At 61.1% G+C, this 16845-nt stretch carries 16 protein-coding genes; 13 read left to right on the forward strand and 3 right to left on the reverse strand.

The genetic code is table 11. The features are described from left to right. Positions 1-82: 82 nt before the first annotated feature. Complete coding sequence (locus C5F70_RS00855) at positions 83-679, reverse strand: superoxide dismutase (protein WP_017847176.1); 597 nt, start codon at positions 677-679, stop codon at positions 83-85. Positions 680-857: 178 nt separating this feature from the next. Next, the gene (locus tag C5F70_RS00860; RefSeq protein WP_104902579.1) at positions 858-1457 is read right to left on the reverse strand and encodes a LysE/ArgO family amino acid transporter; all 600 of its coding nucleotides are present in this window, start codon (positions 1455-1457) and stop codon (positions 858-860) included. Positions 1458-1557: 100 nt separating this feature from the next. Between C5F70_RS00860 and C5F70_RS00865 the strand changes: the two genes are divergently transcribed. The 10 genes from C5F70_RS00865 to C5F70_RS00910 all read left to right on the forward strand — a co-directional run bounded on the left by C5F70_RS00865 (position 1558) and on the right by C5F70_RS00910 (position 12609). Continuing rightward, positions 1558-2451, forward strand: coding sequence for a LysR family transcriptional regulator ArgP (locus C5F70_RS00865; RefSeq protein ID WP_017847178.1), 894 nt, complete (start codon positions 1558-1560; stop codon positions 2449-2451). Positions 2452-2503: 52 nt separating this feature from the next. Continuing rightward, the gene (locus C5F70_RS00870) at positions 2504-3502 is read left to right on the forward strand and encodes an NAD(P)-dependent oxidoreductase (protein ID WP_104902580.1); all 999 of its coding nucleotides are present in this window, start codon (positions 2504-2506) and stop codon (positions 3500-3502) included. A 127-nt stretch (positions 3503-3629) separates the two neighbouring features. Further along, a complete protein-coding gene (locus C5F70_RS00875; protein ID WP_017847180.1) occupies positions 3630-4475 on the forward strand; it encodes a hypothetical protein in 846 nt (281 codons plus the stop codon). A gap of 114 nt (positions 4476-4589) precedes the next feature. Continuing rightward, positions 4590-5849 (forward strand): AGE family epimerase/isomerase, encoded by a 1260-nt coding sequence (locus C5F70_RS00880; protein ID WP_104902581.1) that lies wholly within the window; start codon positions 4590-4592, stop codon positions 5847-5849. Between the two features lie 104 nt (positions 5850-5953). Next, a complete protein-coding gene (locus C5F70_RS00885; RefSeq protein WP_017847182.1) occupies positions 5954-7240 on the forward strand; it encodes an ABC transporter substrate-binding protein in 1287 nt (428 codons plus the stop codon). Positions 7241-7317: 77 nt separating this feature from the next. Then, positions 7318-8226: a carbohydrate ABC transporter permease gene (locus C5F70_RS00890; RefSeq protein ID WP_026140056.1), complete on the forward strand. Its 909-nt coding sequence runs from the start codon at positions 7318-7320 to the stop codon at positions 8224-8226. After that, positions 8219-9064 carry a carbohydrate ABC transporter permease gene (locus C5F70_RS00895; protein WP_104902582.1) on the forward strand — a complete coding sequence of 282 codons (846 nt, stop codon included), beginning with the start codon at positions 8219-8221 and terminating at the stop codon, positions 9062-9064. The genes C5F70_RS00890 and C5F70_RS00895 overlap by 8 nt, the downstream gene beginning before the upstream one ends. 2 nt (positions 9065-9066) lie before the next feature. Next, a complete protein-coding gene (locus tag C5F70_RS00900; RefSeq protein ID WP_017847185.1) occupies positions 9067-10227 on the forward strand; it encodes an ABC transporter ATP-binding protein in 1161 nt (386 codons plus the stop codon). A gap of 87 nt (positions 10228-10314) precedes the next feature. Then, positions 10315-11661 (forward strand): carbohydrate porin, encoded by a 1347-nt coding sequence (locus C5F70_RS00905; RefSeq protein ID WP_017847186.1) that lies wholly within the window; start codon positions 10315-10317, stop codon positions 11659-11661. A gap of 102 nt (positions 11662-11763) precedes the next feature. After that, positions 11764-12609, forward strand: coding sequence for a D-hexose-6-phosphate mutarotase (locus tag C5F70_RS00910; protein WP_017847187.1), 846 nt, complete (start codon positions 11764-11766; stop codon positions 12607-12609). A 132-nt stretch (positions 12610-12741) separates the two neighbouring features. On the opposite strand, the gene C5F70_RS00915 is transcribed toward C5F70_RS00910, so the two are convergent. Next, positions 12742-13602: a MurR/RpiR family transcriptional regulator gene (locus C5F70_RS00915; RefSeq protein ID WP_169850571.1), complete on the reverse strand. Its 861-nt coding sequence runs from the start codon at positions 13600-13602 to the stop codon at positions 12742-12744. A gap of 219 nt (positions 13603-13821) precedes the next feature. Here C5F70_RS00915 and zwf point away from each other — a divergent pair, with 219 nt between their 5' ends. From zwf to C5F70_RS00930, 3 genes are read left to right on the forward strand one after another with little or no spacing between them, the layout of a single operon-like run. Continuing rightward, positions 13822-15288, forward strand: coding sequence for a glucose-6-phosphate dehydrogenase (gene zwf / locus C5F70_RS00920; RefSeq protein WP_017847189.1), 1467 nt, complete (start codon positions 13822-13824; stop codon positions 15286-15288). Further along, on the forward strand, positions 15275-15988 hold the full coding sequence (gene pgl, locus C5F70_RS00925) for a 6-phosphogluconolactonase (protein ID WP_046382287.1): 714 nt from the start codon (positions 15275-15277) through the stop codon (positions 15986-15988). The genes zwf and pgl overlap by 14 nt, the downstream gene beginning before the upstream one ends. A gap of 17 nt (positions 15989-16005) precedes the next feature. Further along, entirely contained in the window at positions 16006-16671 is a 666-nt protein-coding gene (locus C5F70_RS00930) for a bifunctional 4-hydroxy-2-oxoglutarate aldolase/2-dehydro-3-deoxy-phosphogluconate aldolase (protein WP_017847191.1), read from the forward strand. Positions 16672-16845 lie beyond the last annotated feature (174 nt).

A 16845-nucleotide genomic window follows, 5' to 3' on the forward strand; every position in this document is an offset into this window, starting at 1 on the left:
TCCGTCATGCCCGGCTGGCGCCGCCGTCGAACGCACAAAAAAAGCCCGGCAATCGCCGGGCTCTTTTTACTGCAAGGGGTGCTTAGGCAGTGAAGGCCTTGCCTTCGAACTGCTCAGCCACGAACTTCCAGTTGACCAGGTTCCAGAACGCTTCCACATATTTTGGACGGGCGTTGCGGTAGTCGATGTAGTAAGCGTGTTCCCAGACGTCGCAGGTCAGCAGCGGGGTGTCGCCGCTGGTCAGCGGGTTGCCGGCGCCGATGGTGCTGGCCAGGGCCAGGGAACCGTCAGCCTTTTTCACCAGCCAGCCCCAACCGGAACCGAAGGTGCCGACGGAGGTCTTGGTGAATTCTTCTTTGAACTTGTCGAACGAACCGAACGCAGCGTTGATGGCCTCAGCCAGTGCGCCGGTCGGTTGACCGCCGGCGTTTGGCGCCAGGCAGTTCCAGTAGAAGGTGTGGTTCCAGACCTGAGCGGCGTTGTTGAAGATGCCGCCCGAAGAAGACTTGACGATTTCTTCCAGGGTCTTGCCTTCGAACTCGGTGCCAGGCACCAGGTTGTTCAGGTTCACGACATAGGTGTTGTGGTGCTTGTCGTGGTGGTATTCCAAGGTTTCCTTGGAAATGTGCGGCTGCAGGGCATCGTGTGCGTAGGGCAGCGGCGGCAATTCGAAAGCCATGATGATTCTCCTAATCAGGTCAGTTGCGGTGAGCGCAAGGCCGATCACGGGCGGCCAAACAAGCGCCGGGGAGTTTGTACTCTTTGCGGCGCCGGGTCCGGATCATAGCACTCGGGGTGTGGCAAAACCACGCAACAACTGTGTGGGATAGAGGTTCCAGAGCGTTTTGGAATATTCATCATGCACTGATCAATTGATAGGCCACGCTGAACATCATCCCCGCCACCAGAAGGTCGAGCAGACGCCACGTCGCCGGACGTGCTAGCCACGGGGCCAACCAGGCGGCGCCGAGCGCCAGCGTGGCGAACCACAGGAACGAAGCGCTGGCCGCGCCGGCCACATAGGCGCCGGGTTCGGTCTGCTGGGCGCCCAGCGAGCCAATCAGCAGCACGGTGTCCAAGTAAACGTGGGGGTTGAGCAACGTCACCGCCAACGCGCTGAGCAACACGGCGCGCAATGAGCGCATCTTGAGGGCGTCGCCTTGGTCGAGGCTCTGTTTCGAACAGGCCCGCCGCAGCGCGCAGGCGCCGTACCACAGCAGGAACGCGGCACCGCCCCAGCGGGCAATCCCCAGCAGGATCGGGCTTTGCGCCAGTATCGTCGCCAGGCCGAATACCCCGGCGGCCACCAGCAGCGCATCGCAGACCACGCACAGGGCCGCCACCGGCAGGTGGTGTTCACGACGCAGGCTTTGCGCGAGCACAAAGGCGTTCTGGCTGCCGATGGCCATGATCAGCCCCAACGCGACCAGCAGGCCGTTCATATAGCTTTGCCACATAGTTGAAGATCCTTGCTCAAGCCGAAACGATGCTGGCTATCTTCCCTGGCATAGCTGTATAAGAAAAACCAATATTGCTGATCGCTCATTAGAGAAACTGATGTTCGACTATAAATTGCTCTCCGCCCTGGCGGCGGTGGTGGAACAAGCCGGCTTCGAGCGCGGCGCCCAGGTGCTGGGGTTGTCGCAATCGGCGATCTCCCAGCGTATCAAGCTGCTGGAGGCACGGATCGGCCAGCCGGTGCTGGTGCGGGCCACACCGCCGACGCCGACCGATATCGGCCGGCGCCTGCTCAACCATGTGCAACAGGTACGGCTGCTGGAGCGCGACTTGCAAAGCCAGGTGCCGGCGCTGGATGAAGAAGGCATGCCCGAACGCCTGCGCATCGCGTTGAATGCCGACAGCCTCGCCACCTGGTGGGCCGAGGCCGTCAGCGACTTTTGCGCCGAGCAGCATTTGCTGCTGGACCTGGTGGTGGAAGACCAGACCGTCGGCCTCAAGCGCATGCGCGCCGGTGAAGTGGCGGCCTGTATCTGCGCCAGTGAACGCCCGGTGGCCGGGGCGCGCAGCCTGTTGCTGGGCGCCATGCGCTATCGGGCGCTGGCGAGTCCGGCGTTTATCGCACGGCACTTCCCCAACGGCGTGCGCGCCGATCAACTGGCGCGCACGCCGGCCTTGGTATTCGGCCCGGACGATTTCCTGCAACACCGCTACCTGGCCGCGCTCGGGGTGGACGGCGGTTTCGAGCACCATTTGTGCCCGTCGTCCGAAGGGTTTATCCGCTTGGCGGAAGCCGGGCTCGGTTGGGGCCTGGTGCCCGAACTGCAGGTCGGCGACCAGCTGCAAAGAGGCGTATTGGTCGAGTTATTGCCAGATAAGCCCATCGATGTGCCGCTGTACTGGCATCATTGGCGCAGTGGCGGGCAACTGTTGGGTTTGTTGACCGACCATCTGGCCCAGGCCTGTGGTCAATGGTTGGTGCCGTTGGACTGATGGCGGGCGTCAAGGCAACAGCGATGAAAAACGAAAGAACACGGAGTAATACATGAAGATTCTGGTCACCGGCGCAAGCGGCTTCATCGGCGGGCGCTTTGCGCGTTTCGCCCTGGAGCAGGGCCTGGACGTGCGGGTCAACGGGCGGCGCGCCGAAGGTGTGGAACACCTGGTACGGCGCGGTGCCGAGTTTATCCAGGGTGATTTGAATGATGCCGACCTGGTGCGCGAACTGTGCCGCGATGTCGAAGCCGTGGTGCATTGCGCCGGCGCTGTCGGGCTGTGGGCGCGCGCTCAGGATTTCCATCGAGGCAATGTGCTGGTGACCGAGAACGTTGTCGAAGCCTGCCTCAAGCAACGGGTCGGGCGCCTGGTTCACTTGTCGTCGCCGTCGATCTATTTCGACGGCCGCGACCACCTGGGGCTGACCGAGGACCAAGTGCCCAAGCGCTTCAAGCATCCTTATGCCGCCACCAAGTACCTGGCCGAGCAAAAGGTGTTCGGTGCCCAGGAATTCGGCCTCGAAGTCCTGGCCCTGCGCCCGCGTTTTGTCACCGGCGCCGGCGACATGAGCATCTTCCCGCGTCTGCTGAAAATGCAGCGCAAGAACCGCCTGGCCATCGTCGGCGACGGCCTGAACAAGGTCGACTTCACCAGCGTCCACAACCTCAACGAAGCGCTGCTCAGCAGTCTGCTCGCCACCGGCTCGGCGCTGGGCAAAGCCTACAACATCAGTAACGGCACCCCGGTGCCGGTGTGGGATGTGGTGAACTACGTGATGCGCCAGATGGACTTGCCCCAGGTGACGCGGTATCGGTCCTACGGTTTGTCCTACAGTATCGCCGCGTTGAACGAGGCATTCTGCGCGCTGTGGCCCGGGCGCCCGGAGCCGGCGTTGTCGCGCCTGGGCATGCAGGTGATGAACAAAGATTTCACCCTCGACATCAGCCGCGCAAGGCATTATCTCGACTATGACCCCAAGGTCAGCCTGTGGACCGCGCTCGACGAGTTCTGCAACTGGTGGAAGGCCCAGGAACCGGGGCTGAAGTAAGCTCACAAGCAGCAACACATCGGGAACCGAATTCAGGGTTCCAGGTCGATCAGTGCGGTAGGACAGCGGTTTATACTGCCGCCGCTCGGCTTTTCAGATAGCTATCTCACCGATTCAGGGTTGATTCATGCGTAACGATGCCAACGACGATTTCGACAATGTTCCCAGCCTGCGGGCCGACTCCTTGGACGATGATGATTTCGTACCGACCGCCGCCACCTCCGTGCGTTCGCGCAATACCCCTGTGGTCAAGGTCAAGAGCGCCAGTACCGGGCCGCTGTGGGCCTTGGTCGGCGCGCTGCTGATCGCCTTTGCCGGCCTGGCCTGGTGGAGCTTCCAGCAGATCTCCCTGATGGGCCAGCAACTGGTTGCCACCCAGGAAAGTTTTGCACGCATCAGCGAAGAAGCGGCGGGGCGCCTGCAGGATATTTCCGGCAAGTTCGTGGCCAGTGAGGCCAGCGTGAACAACGGCAGCGAAGCGCTGAAACTGCAGATCAAGCAACTGGAAACCCAGTTGCTGGAGCAGGGCAAGCAGCAAGTCGGCGTGGCCGGCCAGGCCACCGAACTGGATAAGCGCCTGGCCCAGATGACCGCCAGCACCACCGACCTGTCCAACGCCAACGCCAAGCTGCAAGGCCAGGTGCAGGCGTTGACCGACGCCGTGGCCAGCCTCAAGGCCGCACAAGGTGAGGCCGCCAAGCGCGATGCCGAGATCAGGGAACTGGTCGCCGACGTGGCGGCCCTGAAGAAACAGGGCAACCCGAGTGCAGCCATCGCCCGTCTTGAACAAGACCTGGTGGTGCTAAAGAGCGCGCAGGACAACCAGCCGGGCAATAGCGACGCACCGACCAATAAAGAGTTCGATGTGTTCCGCATCCAGACCACCCGCAATATCACCACCTTGCAGAGCCAGATGCAGAACCTGAACCAGCGCCTCAATGCGCCGGCCGCGGTCACGCCGATCGGTCAGTAAAGGGTTTGGGCAAATGTCACCATCTGGTGACATTTCCCTGGTCCTTCGTTACATGTGCTCACCTCGCCCTTGTTTAGACTCCGGTCATCCCACAAACAATAATAAGGGCTCCCCATGACCACCCAACCACTGCCTGCCAGCAGTTGGCTGAACGCACCTGCCCACCACGCCTGGCTCGCCAGCGAAGGCCAGCGCCTGCTGTCATTCGCCAAGGCTTCGCGCCTGCCCGATGGGTTCGGCAACCTGGACGATAAAGGCCAGTTGCCGGCCGATGCCGTTGCCGAGACCATGAACACCGCGCGCATGACCCATAGCTTCGCCATGGCTCACGCGATGGGGTTGCCCGGTTATGCCGGGCTGGTCGAGCATGGGGTGGCCGCCCTCAGCGGCGCGCTGCGCGATAACGCGCACGGTGGCTGGTTCGCCGCGCCCCACGCTGTGGATGGCAATACCGGCAAGGCTGCCTACCTGCACGCTTTTGTCGCCCTGGCCGCCAGTTCTGCGCTGGTCGCGGGCGCACCCGGCGCACAAGCCCTGTTGAACGACGCGATCCAGATCATCGAGCAGTTTTTCTGGAGCGAGGAGGAGGGCGTCATGCTCGAATCCTTTGCCCAGGACTGGAGCGGCGTCGAAGCCTATCGCGGCGCCAACAGCAACATGCACGCGACGGAAGCGTTCCTCACCCTGGCCGACGTCACCGCCGACACACGCTGGCTGGACCGCGCGCTGCGCATCGTCGAGCGCGTGATCCACACCCATGCCGCCGGCAACCGGTTCATGGTGATCGAGCACTTCGACGCCCAGTGGACACCCTTGCGCGGTTACAACGAAGACAACCCCGCCGACGGCTTCCGCCCCTATGGCGTGACCCCCGGCCACGGCTTCGAGTGGGCGCGGCTGCTATTGCACCTGGAGGCTGCGCGCCTGCGGGCCGGGCTGGCCACACCGGACTGGCTGGTGACCGACGCCAAAGGCCTGTTCGCCAGCGCCTGCGACAGCGCCTGGGCCGTGGATGGCGCCCCCGGCATCGTCTACACCCTGGACTGGAACCAGCGCCCGGTAGTGCGCGAACGCCTGCACTGGACCCACGCCGAAGCCAGCGCCGCCGCGCAGGCCTTGCTCAAACGCACCTTCGAGCCGCATTACGAAACCTGGTACCGGCGCTTCTGGGAGTTTTGCGACAGCCATTTCATCGACCGTACCCACGGCAGCTGGCACCACGAACTCAGCCCGCACAATCAGCCCAGCAGCAAGATCTGGGGCGGCAAACCGGACCTGTACCATGCCTGGCAAGCGGTCCTGCTGCCGGCGCTGCCGTTGGCGCCGAGCATGGCCAGTGCGTTGGGTTCCGGGTGCTATGTCACCAAGTGGTGACATTTGTGCATCCCTTTGTTACCTGCGCTTAAAAATTCCCTGTTTAAACTCCGTGCAGCGCAAGCTCCAGACTTGCATGCATAACAACAAGAAAAGGTACTCAGATGAACGCGATTAATCGCCTCGCCGTCGCTATTTCCATTGCCTCGTTGTTTCCCCTCAGTGCATTTGCCGCCGACTCGAAAGGGACGGTTGAAGTTGTGCATTGGTGGACCTCGGGCGGTGAAAAAGCGGCTGTAGATGTCCTGAAGGCCCAAGTTGAAAAAGACGGCTTCACCTGGAAAGACGGTGCTGTCGCAGGTGGCGGTGGCGCCACGGCCATGACCGTGCTGAAAAGCCGCGCGGTCGCCGGCAACCCACCCGGCGTAGCCCAGATCAAAGGCCCGGACATCCAGGAATGGGCATCCACCGGCTTGCTCGACACCGACGTCCTCAAAGACGTGGCCAAAGAAGAAAAATGGGACTCGCTGCTCGACAAGAAAGTCTCCGATACCGTGAAGTACGACGGTGACTACGTTGCCGTTCCGGTGAATATCCACCGCGTGAACTGGCTGTGGATCAACCCGGAAGTCTTCAAGAAAGCCGGTATCACCAAGAACCCGACCACCCTCGAAGAATTCTACGCCGCCGGCGACAAGCTCAAGGCCGCTGGCTTCATCGCGCTCGCCCATGGTGGCCAGCCTTGGCAGGACAGCACCGTGTTCGAAGCGGTCGTTCTGTCGGTGATGGGCGCCGATGGCTACAAGAAAGCCCTGGTTGACCTGGACAACGGCGCGCTGACTGGCCCGCAAATGGTCAAGGCGCTGACCGAGCTGAAGAAAGTCGCGACCTACATGGACGTCGACGGCAAAGGCCAGGACTGGAACCTCGAAGCCGGCAAAGTCATCAACGGCAAGGCCGGTATGCAGATCATGGGTGACTGGGCCAAGTCCGAGTGGACCGCCGCGAAGAAAGTCGCCGGCAAAGACTACGAGTGCGTAGCCTTCCCGGGCACCGACAAAGCCTTTACCTACAACATCGACTCCCTGGCGGTGTTCAAGCAGAAAGACAAAGGCACTGCAGCCGGTCAGCAGGACATCGCCAGAGTCGTGCTGGGTGAAAACTTCCAGAAAGTGTTCAGCATCAACAAGGGTTCGATCCCTGTGCGCAACGACATGCTGAACAAAATGGAATCCTACGGTTTCGACTCCTGCGCCCAGACCGCAGCCAAAGACTTCCTGGCTGACGCCAAGAGCGGCGGCCTGCAGCCAAGCATGGCGCACAACATGGCCACCACGCTGGCCGTGCAAGGTGCGTTCTTTGACGTCGTGACCAACTACATCAACGACCCGAAAGCCGATCCGGCCGACACCGCCAAGAAACTCGGCGCTGCGATCAAGTCGGCCAAGTAACGGTTGACCGGATGGGGGAGCCCTGGCCCCCATCCGGCACGTTCCTGTAGTCCTTTTCCTCTGTATTGGATTTTCCCATGAGCTCTGTTGCTGTGTTCAGCAAAGCCTCGCCGTTCGATGCCCTGCAGCGCTGGCTACCCAAACTGGTGCTGGCGCCAAGCATGTTCATCGTGTTGGTGGGCTTCTACGGTTACATCCTGTGGACGTTTGTGCTGTCGTTCACCACGTCGACGTTCCTGCCGAGCTACAAATGGGCGGGCCTTGCACAGTACGAGCGGTTGTTCGACAACGATCGCTGGTGGGTCGCGAGCAAGAACCTGGCGCTGTTCGGCGGAATGTTCATCGGTATCACCCTGGTGATCGGTGTGACGCTGGCGATTTTCCTCGACCAGAAAATCCGTCGTGAAGGCTTTATCCGCACCATTTACCTGTACCCGATGGCGCTCTCGATGATCGTCACCGGTACGGCCTGGAAATGGCTGCTCAACCCGGGCATGGGCCTGGACAAACTTCTGCGGGACTGGGGCTGGCAAGGCTTCCGTCTCGACTGGCTGATCGACCCGGACCGCGTGGTCTACTGCCTGGTGATCGCTGCCGTGTGGCAAGCCTCCGGTTTCATCATGGCGATGTTCCTGGCCGGCCTGCGTGGCGTCGATCAATCGATCATCCGTGCCGCGCAGATCGACGGCGCAAGCCTGCCGCGCATCTACTGGAGCGTGGTGCTGCCGAGCCTGCGTCCGGTGTTCTTCAGTGCGGTGATGATCCTGGCGCACATCGCGATCAAGAGCTTCGACCTGGTGGCGGCGATGACCGCTGGCGGACCGGGCTACTCGTCCGACCTGCCGGCGATGTTCATGTACTCGTTCACCTTCAGTCGCGGCCAGATGGGCATGGGTTCGGCCAGTGCAATCCTGATGCTCGGTGCGATCCTCGCGATCATCGTGCCGTACCTGTACTCCGAGCTGAGGACCAAGCGTAATGACTAGTCTTGCCGCAAAACCTGCCATCAGCCTGAGCCGCATCGCGATCTACGCGGTGCTGATCTTCGCGGTGCTGCTGTACCTGGTGCCGCTGGTGGTGATGTTGCTCACCAGCTTCAAGACCCCGGAAGACATCAGCACCGGCAACCTGTTGAGCTGGCCGACCGTGGTCACCGGCATCGGCTGGGTCAAGGCCTGGGCCACGGTGGAAGGCTACTTCTGGAACTCGATCAAGATCACCGTGCCGGCTGTGCTGATTTCCACCGCCATCGGTGCGTTGAACGGCTATGTGCTGTCGTTCTGGCGCTTCCGTGGTTCGCAGTTGTTCTTCGGCCTGTTGCTGTTCGGCTGCTTCCTGCCGTTCCAGACCGTGCTGCTGCCCGCGTCGTTCACCCTCGGCAAGATGGGCCTGGCCAGCACCACCACCGGCCTGGTGTTTATCCATGTGGTCTACGGCCTGGCGTTCACTACGCTGTTTTTCCGTAACTACTACGTGAGCATTCCGGATGCGTTGATCAAGGCGGCGCGCCTGGACGGCGCAGGTTTCTTCACCATCTTCCGTCTGATCATCCTGCCGATGTCGACCCCGATCATCATGGTCTGCCTGATCTGGCAGTTCACCCAGATCTGGAACGACTTCCTGTTCGGCGTGGTGTTCTCCAGCGGCGACTCGCAGCCCATCACGGTGGCGCTGAACAACCTGGTCAACACCAGCACCGGGGCCAAGGAATATAACGTGGATATGGCGGCGGCGATGATCGCCGGGCTGCCGACCCTGCTGGTCTATGTGATCGCAGGCAAGTATTTCGTGCGCGGCCTCACGGCCGGCGCGGTCAAGGGGTAATCATGGCTACGCTTGAACTTCGCAATGTAAACAAGACCTATGGCGCCGGCCTGCCCGACACCTTGAAGAACATCGAACTGTCGATCAAGGAAGGCGAGTTCCTGATCCTGGTCGGCCCGTCGGGGTGCGGCAAGTCCACGCTGATGAACTGCATCGCGGGCCTTGAGACCATCACCGGCGGCGCGATCATGATCGGCGACCAGGACGTCAGCGGCATGAGCCCCAAGGATCGCGACATCGCCATGGTGTTCCAGTCCTACGCGCTGTACCCGACCATGAGCGTGCGTGAAAACATCGAGTTCGGCCTGAAGATTCGCAAGATGCCCCAGGCCGATATCGACGCCGAAGTGGCGCGGGTGGCCAAGCTGCTGCAGATCGAACACCTGCTCAACCGCAAGCCGGGCCAACTCTCCGGCGGCCAGCAACAGCGCGTGGCCATGGGCCGGGCCCTGGCGCGTCGGCCGAAGATCTACCTGTTCGACGAACCGCTGTCCAACCTCGACGCCAAGCTGCGCGTCGAGATGCGTACCGAAATGAAGCTGATGCACCAGCGTCTGAAAACTACCACCGTCTACGTCACCCACGACCAGATCGAAGCGATGACCCTGGGCGACAAAGTGGCGGTGATGAAGGACGGCATCATCCAGCAGTTCGGCACGCCGAAAGAGATCTACAACGATCCGGCCAACCTGTTCGTGGCGAGCTTTATCGGTTCGCCACCGATGAACTTCATTCCTCTGCGCCTGCAGCGCAAGGACGGCGGCCTGGTAGCGCTGCTCGACAGCGGCCAGGCGCGTTGCGAGCTGCCGCTGAGCATGAGCAACGCCGGCCTGGAAGACCGTGACGTGATCCTCGGCCTGCGCCCGGAGCAAATCGTGCTGGCGACGGGGGAGGGCAACGGTTCGTCGAGTATTCGTGCCGAAGTCCAGGTCACCGAGCCGACCGGCCCGGACACCCTGGTGTTCGTGCAGCTCAATGACACCAAGGTCTGCTGCCGCCTAGCGCCCGATGTGGCGCCGCAGGTGGGCGAGACCCTGACCCTGCAATTCGATCCGGCCAAAGTGTTGCTGTTCGATGCCAAGACCGGCGAGCGCCTGGGCACCGCTGCGTCGCTGCCGGCACAGGATCGTGCCGACAACGTGGCCCAGTTCAAGGGTCGCTGAATTAGGTAAGTTGTTGTTTTTATTAAAAAAAATGTAACCCGCGTTAGATAAAAACAGTTTAATAACAATAAAGACGAGGATGTAGGGATGAAAAAGCAACACAACAACACCCGGCTGATCTGCCAATTGTCAGCAGTGGCAGCCCTGGTCCTGTCCGCCAATGCGATGGCGGACGACGCGTTCAGCGCCGATTCCAAATGGATGACCGGCGATTGGGGCGGCGAGCGGACCAAGCTGATCGAGCAAGGTATCGATATCAAGGCTGACTACGTCGGCGAAGTCGGTGGCAACCTGAGCGGTGGCTACAACAACGACAAAACGGCGCGTTACGCTGACCAGTTCGGTCTGGGCGTGGCATTGGATCTGCAAAAGTTGTGGGGCTGGGATAACACCCAGGCCAAGATCCAGCTGACCAACCGTAACGGCCAGAACATCTCCAACGACCGTATCGGTGATCCGCGTGCCGGCACCTTGAGCTCGTCTCAAGAAGTGTACGGCCGTGGCCACATGGTGCGTCTGACCCAGTTCTGGATTCAGCACCAGATGTTCGACAACAAGCTGGACGTGAAGCTCGGTTACTTCGGTGAAGGCGAAGACTTCAACACCTTCCCGTGCGACTTCCAGAACCTGTCGTTCTGCGGCTCCCAGGTCGGCAACTACGTCAGCACCTGGTACAACTGGCCGGTCGCCCAGGCCGCGATCCGCGTGAAGTACCACATCACGCCTGAGCTGTATGCGCAGATCGGTGCGTACAACCAGAACCCGTCGCAGTTGGAGCACGGCAACGGCTTCAAACTCAGCGGCAGTGGCACCAAGGGCACCGTGATCCCGGTGGAATTGGTCTGGTCGCCGAAGGTCAATAACCTGCCGGGCGAATACCGTGTGGGTTACTACAAGAGCGCCGCCGATGCCAGCGACGTCCGTGAAGACGTTAACGGCAACGATGCTGCCACCACCGGCGCGGCCTACCGTACCCACAGCAGCAAAAAAGGCTATTGGTTCGTTGCGCAACAGCAACTCACTACCCATAACGGCGACGCGTCCCGTGGTCTGAACATTGCGGCCAACGCTACGTTCCACGACAAGGACACCAACACCGTCGATAACTACCAGTCGATCATGTTGGTGTACAAAGGGCCTTTCGACGCGCGTCCAAAAGACGACGTGGGGATTGGCGCTGCTCGTCTGCACGTTAACGATGACGTGAAGAAAAACGCCGAGCTGCTCAACGTTGCCAATGGCGTGAGCGACTACGACAACCCACTGTACGCGCCGCTGCGCAGCACCGAGTACAACTACGAAATCAACTACGGTTTCCACGTCACCAACTGGCTGACCGTGCGTCCCAACCTGCAATACGTCGTCCACCCGGGCGGCGTGGATAAAGTCGACAACGCGCTGGTGGCCGGTCTGAAAATTCAGTCGGTGTTCTAACGCTGTTGCGATAAGCTCCTTCTCTCTGTGCGCATTTGCGGGTAGCCATGGCTATCCGCTTTTTTTTGGATTGCACTGTGAAGATATTCAGGACCGTGGCACATGCATGAGCATCCGCTGCAACGCTTTTTCAAATCCCTGCGCGAGCGTCCGGTGTTCGCCTGGGAGCGCTTCCAGACGCGCGATGTGTTGGTGATCGACCATCCGTTGTGCCAGGCGGTATTCAGCCGCCAGGGCGCGCAATTGCTGCATTTTCAGCCCCGTGGGCAGAAACCCTGGTTGTGGTGTGCAGCCAAGTGGCCACAAGTCGGTGCCATTCGCGGCGGCGTGCCGGTGTGCTGGCCGTGGTATGGCCGGCATCCCAGCGAAAATGCGTGGCCGTCCCATGGCTGGGCGCGGCTGATCGATTGGAAACTGCTCGACAGCAACACCGACGACGACGGCGTGCGCCTGCACTGGCAGTTGCAGTTGTGCGACTGGCAGGTGGACTTGCACGCGCACCTGGGCGAAACCCTGGAGTTGCGCTTGTGTACCGAGCATCAGGATGAGCTGCCGTGCCAACTGAGCCATGCGTTGCACGCTTACTGGCGGATTGGCAATGTCGGTGAGATAGCGCTGTCTGGGCTCGACGGGGCGCAAGGTTATGACCAGCTCAATCGCCAGGCTTGCCAGCAGGAAGGCGAGTTGCGCGTGGAAGGCGGGTGTCAGCGCGTGTTCCAGCATGAGGGCGAGCTACACCTCAAGGACCACGCCTGGCAGCGCGAATTGTGCATCGACACCGGCGACAGCGCCGACACCGTGGTGTGGCACCCGGGCAGCCGGCCGCTGTTGGGCGTCAGTTTTAATGAGGCGTCGGGGTTTGTATGCGTGGAGTCGGCGATGGCCGGGGCCAGCCTGGCGCCGGGGGAGCGGGCGCATCTGAGTTTGCAGGCCAGGGCTGGGGTTTAGCGCTGTTGCTGATACCGTCTTCGCGAGCAAGCTCGCTCCCACATTTGAAGCGTATTCCAAGATCGGACTCGTCAAAATGTGGGAGCGGGCTGGCTCGCGAAGAGGCCGGGACTGCTGGAGGCATTGTCTGCCTCAGTTGAACTCGTCGCCAACCGGATACCGGCTGTCATTCAAGCTCTCTTTGATCTTGCGCAGGTGCGGCTGGAAGTCCACGCCACGGCGCAAGGTCATGCCGGTTGCCAGTACATCCAGCACCGTCAGTTGGATGATCCGCGAGGTCATTGGCATATAGATGTCAGTGTCTTCCGGCAGCGGAATGTTCAGGCTCACGGTGCTGACCTTGGCCAGCGGCGAGTTCTCGGCGGTCACACCCAGCACCGATGCGCCGTTTTCCCGGGCAATACGCGCCACTTCCACCAGCTCGCGGGTACGCCCGGTGTAGGAGATGATCACGAACAGCTCACCGGTGTGCGCCACCGAAGCAATCATGCGCTGCATCAGCACGTCGGCATGGGCGGTCACCGACAGGTTGAAGCGGAAAAACTTGTGCAACGCATCCATGGCCACCGGGGCGGACGCGCCGAGGCCGAAGAAGTGGATCTGGCGCGCCTGGATCAACAGGTCCACGGCCTTGCTGATCAGGTTCGGGTCGAGGGCCTGGCAGGCGCTGTCCAGAGAGGCAATGGCGCTGCCAAAGATCTTCTGGGTGTAGGCCTCGGGGTCATCATCGGCCTCCACCGCACGGCTGACATACGCCGCGCCGCTGGCCAGGCTTTGCGCCAGTTGCAATTTGAGTTCAGGGTAACCGCTGACGCCGAACGAACGGCAGAAACGGTTGACCGTCGGTTCACTGACCGAGGCGGCTTGGGCGAGGGCTGCGATCGAGAAGCGGGTCGCCTGCTGTGGGTTGAGCAGGATGACCTCGGCGACTTTTTTCTCGGCCTTGTTCAATTCTTCGAGGCGGTTCCGGATCTGTTCCAGAAGATTTCGCACGCGGTCCATACAGTGTTTCCTTGGGGCGACGATGCAAATAAAGGGTGGTCACCAATCGACGAGTGGCCCTTTGCGGTGGCCTATCCTACTTAGGGTAGCTGAACACCACCACTCGGAATGCGTATTTCGGGAAAATGTTGTGGTTATTACTACATTTTTCCTTGAGTGATGCCTTGAAAAAAGGTATTTGTAGCTTAACTTGATAAAAGAACAAACATCATGCCTTCGATAACGGTAGAACCCTGCACCTTTGCCCTGTTTGGCGCGTTGGGTGATCTGGCGCTGCGCAAGTTATTTCCTGCCCTCTATCAACTCGATGGTGCCGGGCTCTTGCACGACGACACGCGCATCCTGGCCCTGGCCCGCGAAGCCGGTTCCGAGCAACAGCACCTGGCGCATATTGAAACAGAACTGCGCAAATACGTCGGCAAGGAACTGGACGAAGCCATCGCCCAGCGTTTCCTGGCGCGCCTGACGTATGTTCACGTCGATTTCATGAACGCCGACGACTACGTGGTCCTGGCTGAAAAAGCCGGCACCGGGCAGCGCCTGATCGCCTACTTCGCCACGCCTGCGGCGGTGTACGGGGCGATCTGCGAAAACCTGTCCAAGGTCGGCCTGGCGGACAATACCCGCGTGGTGCTGGAAAAACCCATCGGCTCGGACCTGGAATCTTCGCGCAAGGTCAACGACGCTGTCGCACAGTTTTTCCCGGAAAACCGCACGTACCGCATCGACCATTACCTGGGCAAAGAAACCGTTCAGAACCTGATCGCCCTGCGTTTCGCCAACAGCCTGTTCGAGACCCAGTGGAACCAGAACTACATTTCCCACGTGGAAATCACCGTGGCCGAGCAGGTCGGCATCGAAGGCCGCTGGGGTTACTTCGACAAGGCCGGGCAGCTGCGGGACATGATCCAGAATCACCTGCTGCAGCTGCTGTGCCTGATTGCCATGGACCCGCCGGCCGACCTGTCCGCCGACAGCATCCGTGACGAGAAGGTCAAGGTGCTCAAGGCCCTGGCGCCGATCAGTCCGGACGGCCTGACCACCCAAGTGGTACGCGGCCAGTACATCGCCGGCTACAGCGCCGGCAAGCCGGTGCCGGGTTACCTGGAAGAAGAGAATTCCAACACCCAGAGCGATACCGAAACCTTCGTCGCCCTGCGCGCCGATATCCGCAACTGGCGCTGGGCCGGGGTGCCGTTCTACCTGCGCACCGGCAAGCGCATGCCGCAAAAGCTGTCGCAGATCGTCATCCACTTCAAGGAACCGTCCCACTACATCTTCGCCCCCGAGCAGCGCTTGCAGATCAGCAACAAACTGATCATCCGCCTGCAACCGGACGAAGGTATTTCCTTGCGCGTGATGACCAAGGAGCAGGGCCTGGACAAGGGCATGCAACTGCGCAGCGGTCCGCTGCAACTGAATTTTTCCGACACCTATCGCAGCGCGCGGATTCCCGATGCCTACGAGCGGTTGTTGCTGGAAGTAATGCGCGGCAATCAGAATCTGTTTGTTCGCAAAGATGAAATCGAAGCCGCGTGGAAGTGGTGTGACCAGTTGATCGCCGGGTGGAAAAAATCCGGTGATGCGCCCAAGCCGTATGCGGCGGGTTCCTGGGGGCCGATGAGCTCGATTGCACTGATCACGCGGGATGGGAGGTCGTGGTATGGCGATATCTGAATTGAAACTGCCTCAGGGCGTCACTGCCCATGAGTACCGTTCGCCGGCGTTGCTGGCCGATGGCCTGGCCAACGACGTGGCCGAACAACTGCGCGCGGCCATCAGTGCCCGTGGCGAAGCGACCCTGGTGGTGTCCGGCGGCCGCAGCCCCGTGGCGTTTTTCCAGAACCTGGCCAAGCAGGGTCTGGACTGGTCCAAGGTCACCGTCAGCCTGGCCGATGAGCGCTGGGTGCCGGTGGAGCACGTCGACAGCAATGCCGGCCTGTTGAAGAAGTACCTGTTGCAAGGCCCGGCAGCCAAGGCCAAGTTCCTCAGCCTGTACAGCGCCGCCGCCAATCTTGAAGATGCCGCCGAGCAGGCCGATCGCCTGCTGGCCGAACTGCCAGCCATTGATGTGCTGGTACTGGGCATGGGCGACGACGGCCACACCGCGTCGTTGTTCCCCAACAGTCCGAACCTGAGCGAAGCCCTGCAGGCCGACGGTACCCGCCGTTGCTGGCCGATGCTCGCGCCGACCGTGCCACGCCAGCGCCTGACCATGAGTCGCGCGCTGCTGGCTACGGCGAACTACACCGTACTGTCGATTTCCGGCAGTTCGAAATTGACCACGTTGAGCGCCGCGCTGGCCAGCAACGACGTTGCTGCCATGCCGATTCGCGCGTTTTTGCAACCTACATTAGAGATTTACTGGTGCCCATGAGCCAAGGATCAGCCGCTATGAAAAGCCCTCAATCGACCGTGTCCATGGCGGATAAAGTTGCCCTGATCGACAGCCTCTGCGCCAAGGCGCGGATCCTGCCGGTGATCACCATCGCCCGTGAACAAGACATCCTGCCACTGGCCGACGCCCTGGCAGCCGGTGGTTTGACCGCATTGGAAGTGACCCTGCGTTCCGAGTTCGGCCTCAAGGCCATTCAGGTCCTGCGCGAGCAACGCCCGGAGTTGTGTACCGGCGCCGGTACCGTGCTCGATCGGCATATGCTCGAAGCCGCGGAGGTTGCTGGCTCGCAATTTATCGTCACCCCCGGCATTACCCGCGACCTGCTTGAAGCTTCGGTCCACAGCCCGATCCCACTGCTGCCGGGCATCAGCAATGCCTCCGGAATCATGGAAGGCTATAGCCTGGGTTATCGCCGCTTCAAACTGTTCCCGGCCGAAGTCAGCGGCGGCGTCGCAGCCATCAAAGCCCTGGGCGGCCCGTTTGGCGAAGTGAAATTCTGCCCGACCGGCGGCGTCGGCCCGGCCAATATCAAGAGCTACATGGCGTTGAAAAACGTGATGTGCGTGGGCGGTAGCTGGATGCTCGACCCGGAATGGGTCAAGAACGGCGACTGGGCGCGTATCCAGGAAGTCACCGCCGAGGCACTGGCGCTGCTGGACTGAGCTGATTCATCGAATCGTTGTTGCTGTGCTTAACGGCATTTTTGCGGTGCGCTTGGTCGGCGGACCGCTTTTTTTGCCTGCGCAAAACCTTGAGACCCACACATCTTCAAATGTGGGAGGGAGCTTGCTCCCGATAACGGTGTATCAGCCGATATTTTCGCTGACTGACACTCT

The sequence above is a fragment of the Pseudomonas sp. LH1G9 genome (assembly GCF_002949975.1).
Taxonomy (GTDB): Bacteria; Pseudomonadota; Gammaproteobacteria; order Pseudomonadales; family Pseudomonadaceae; genus Aquipseudomonas; species Aquipseudomonas veronii.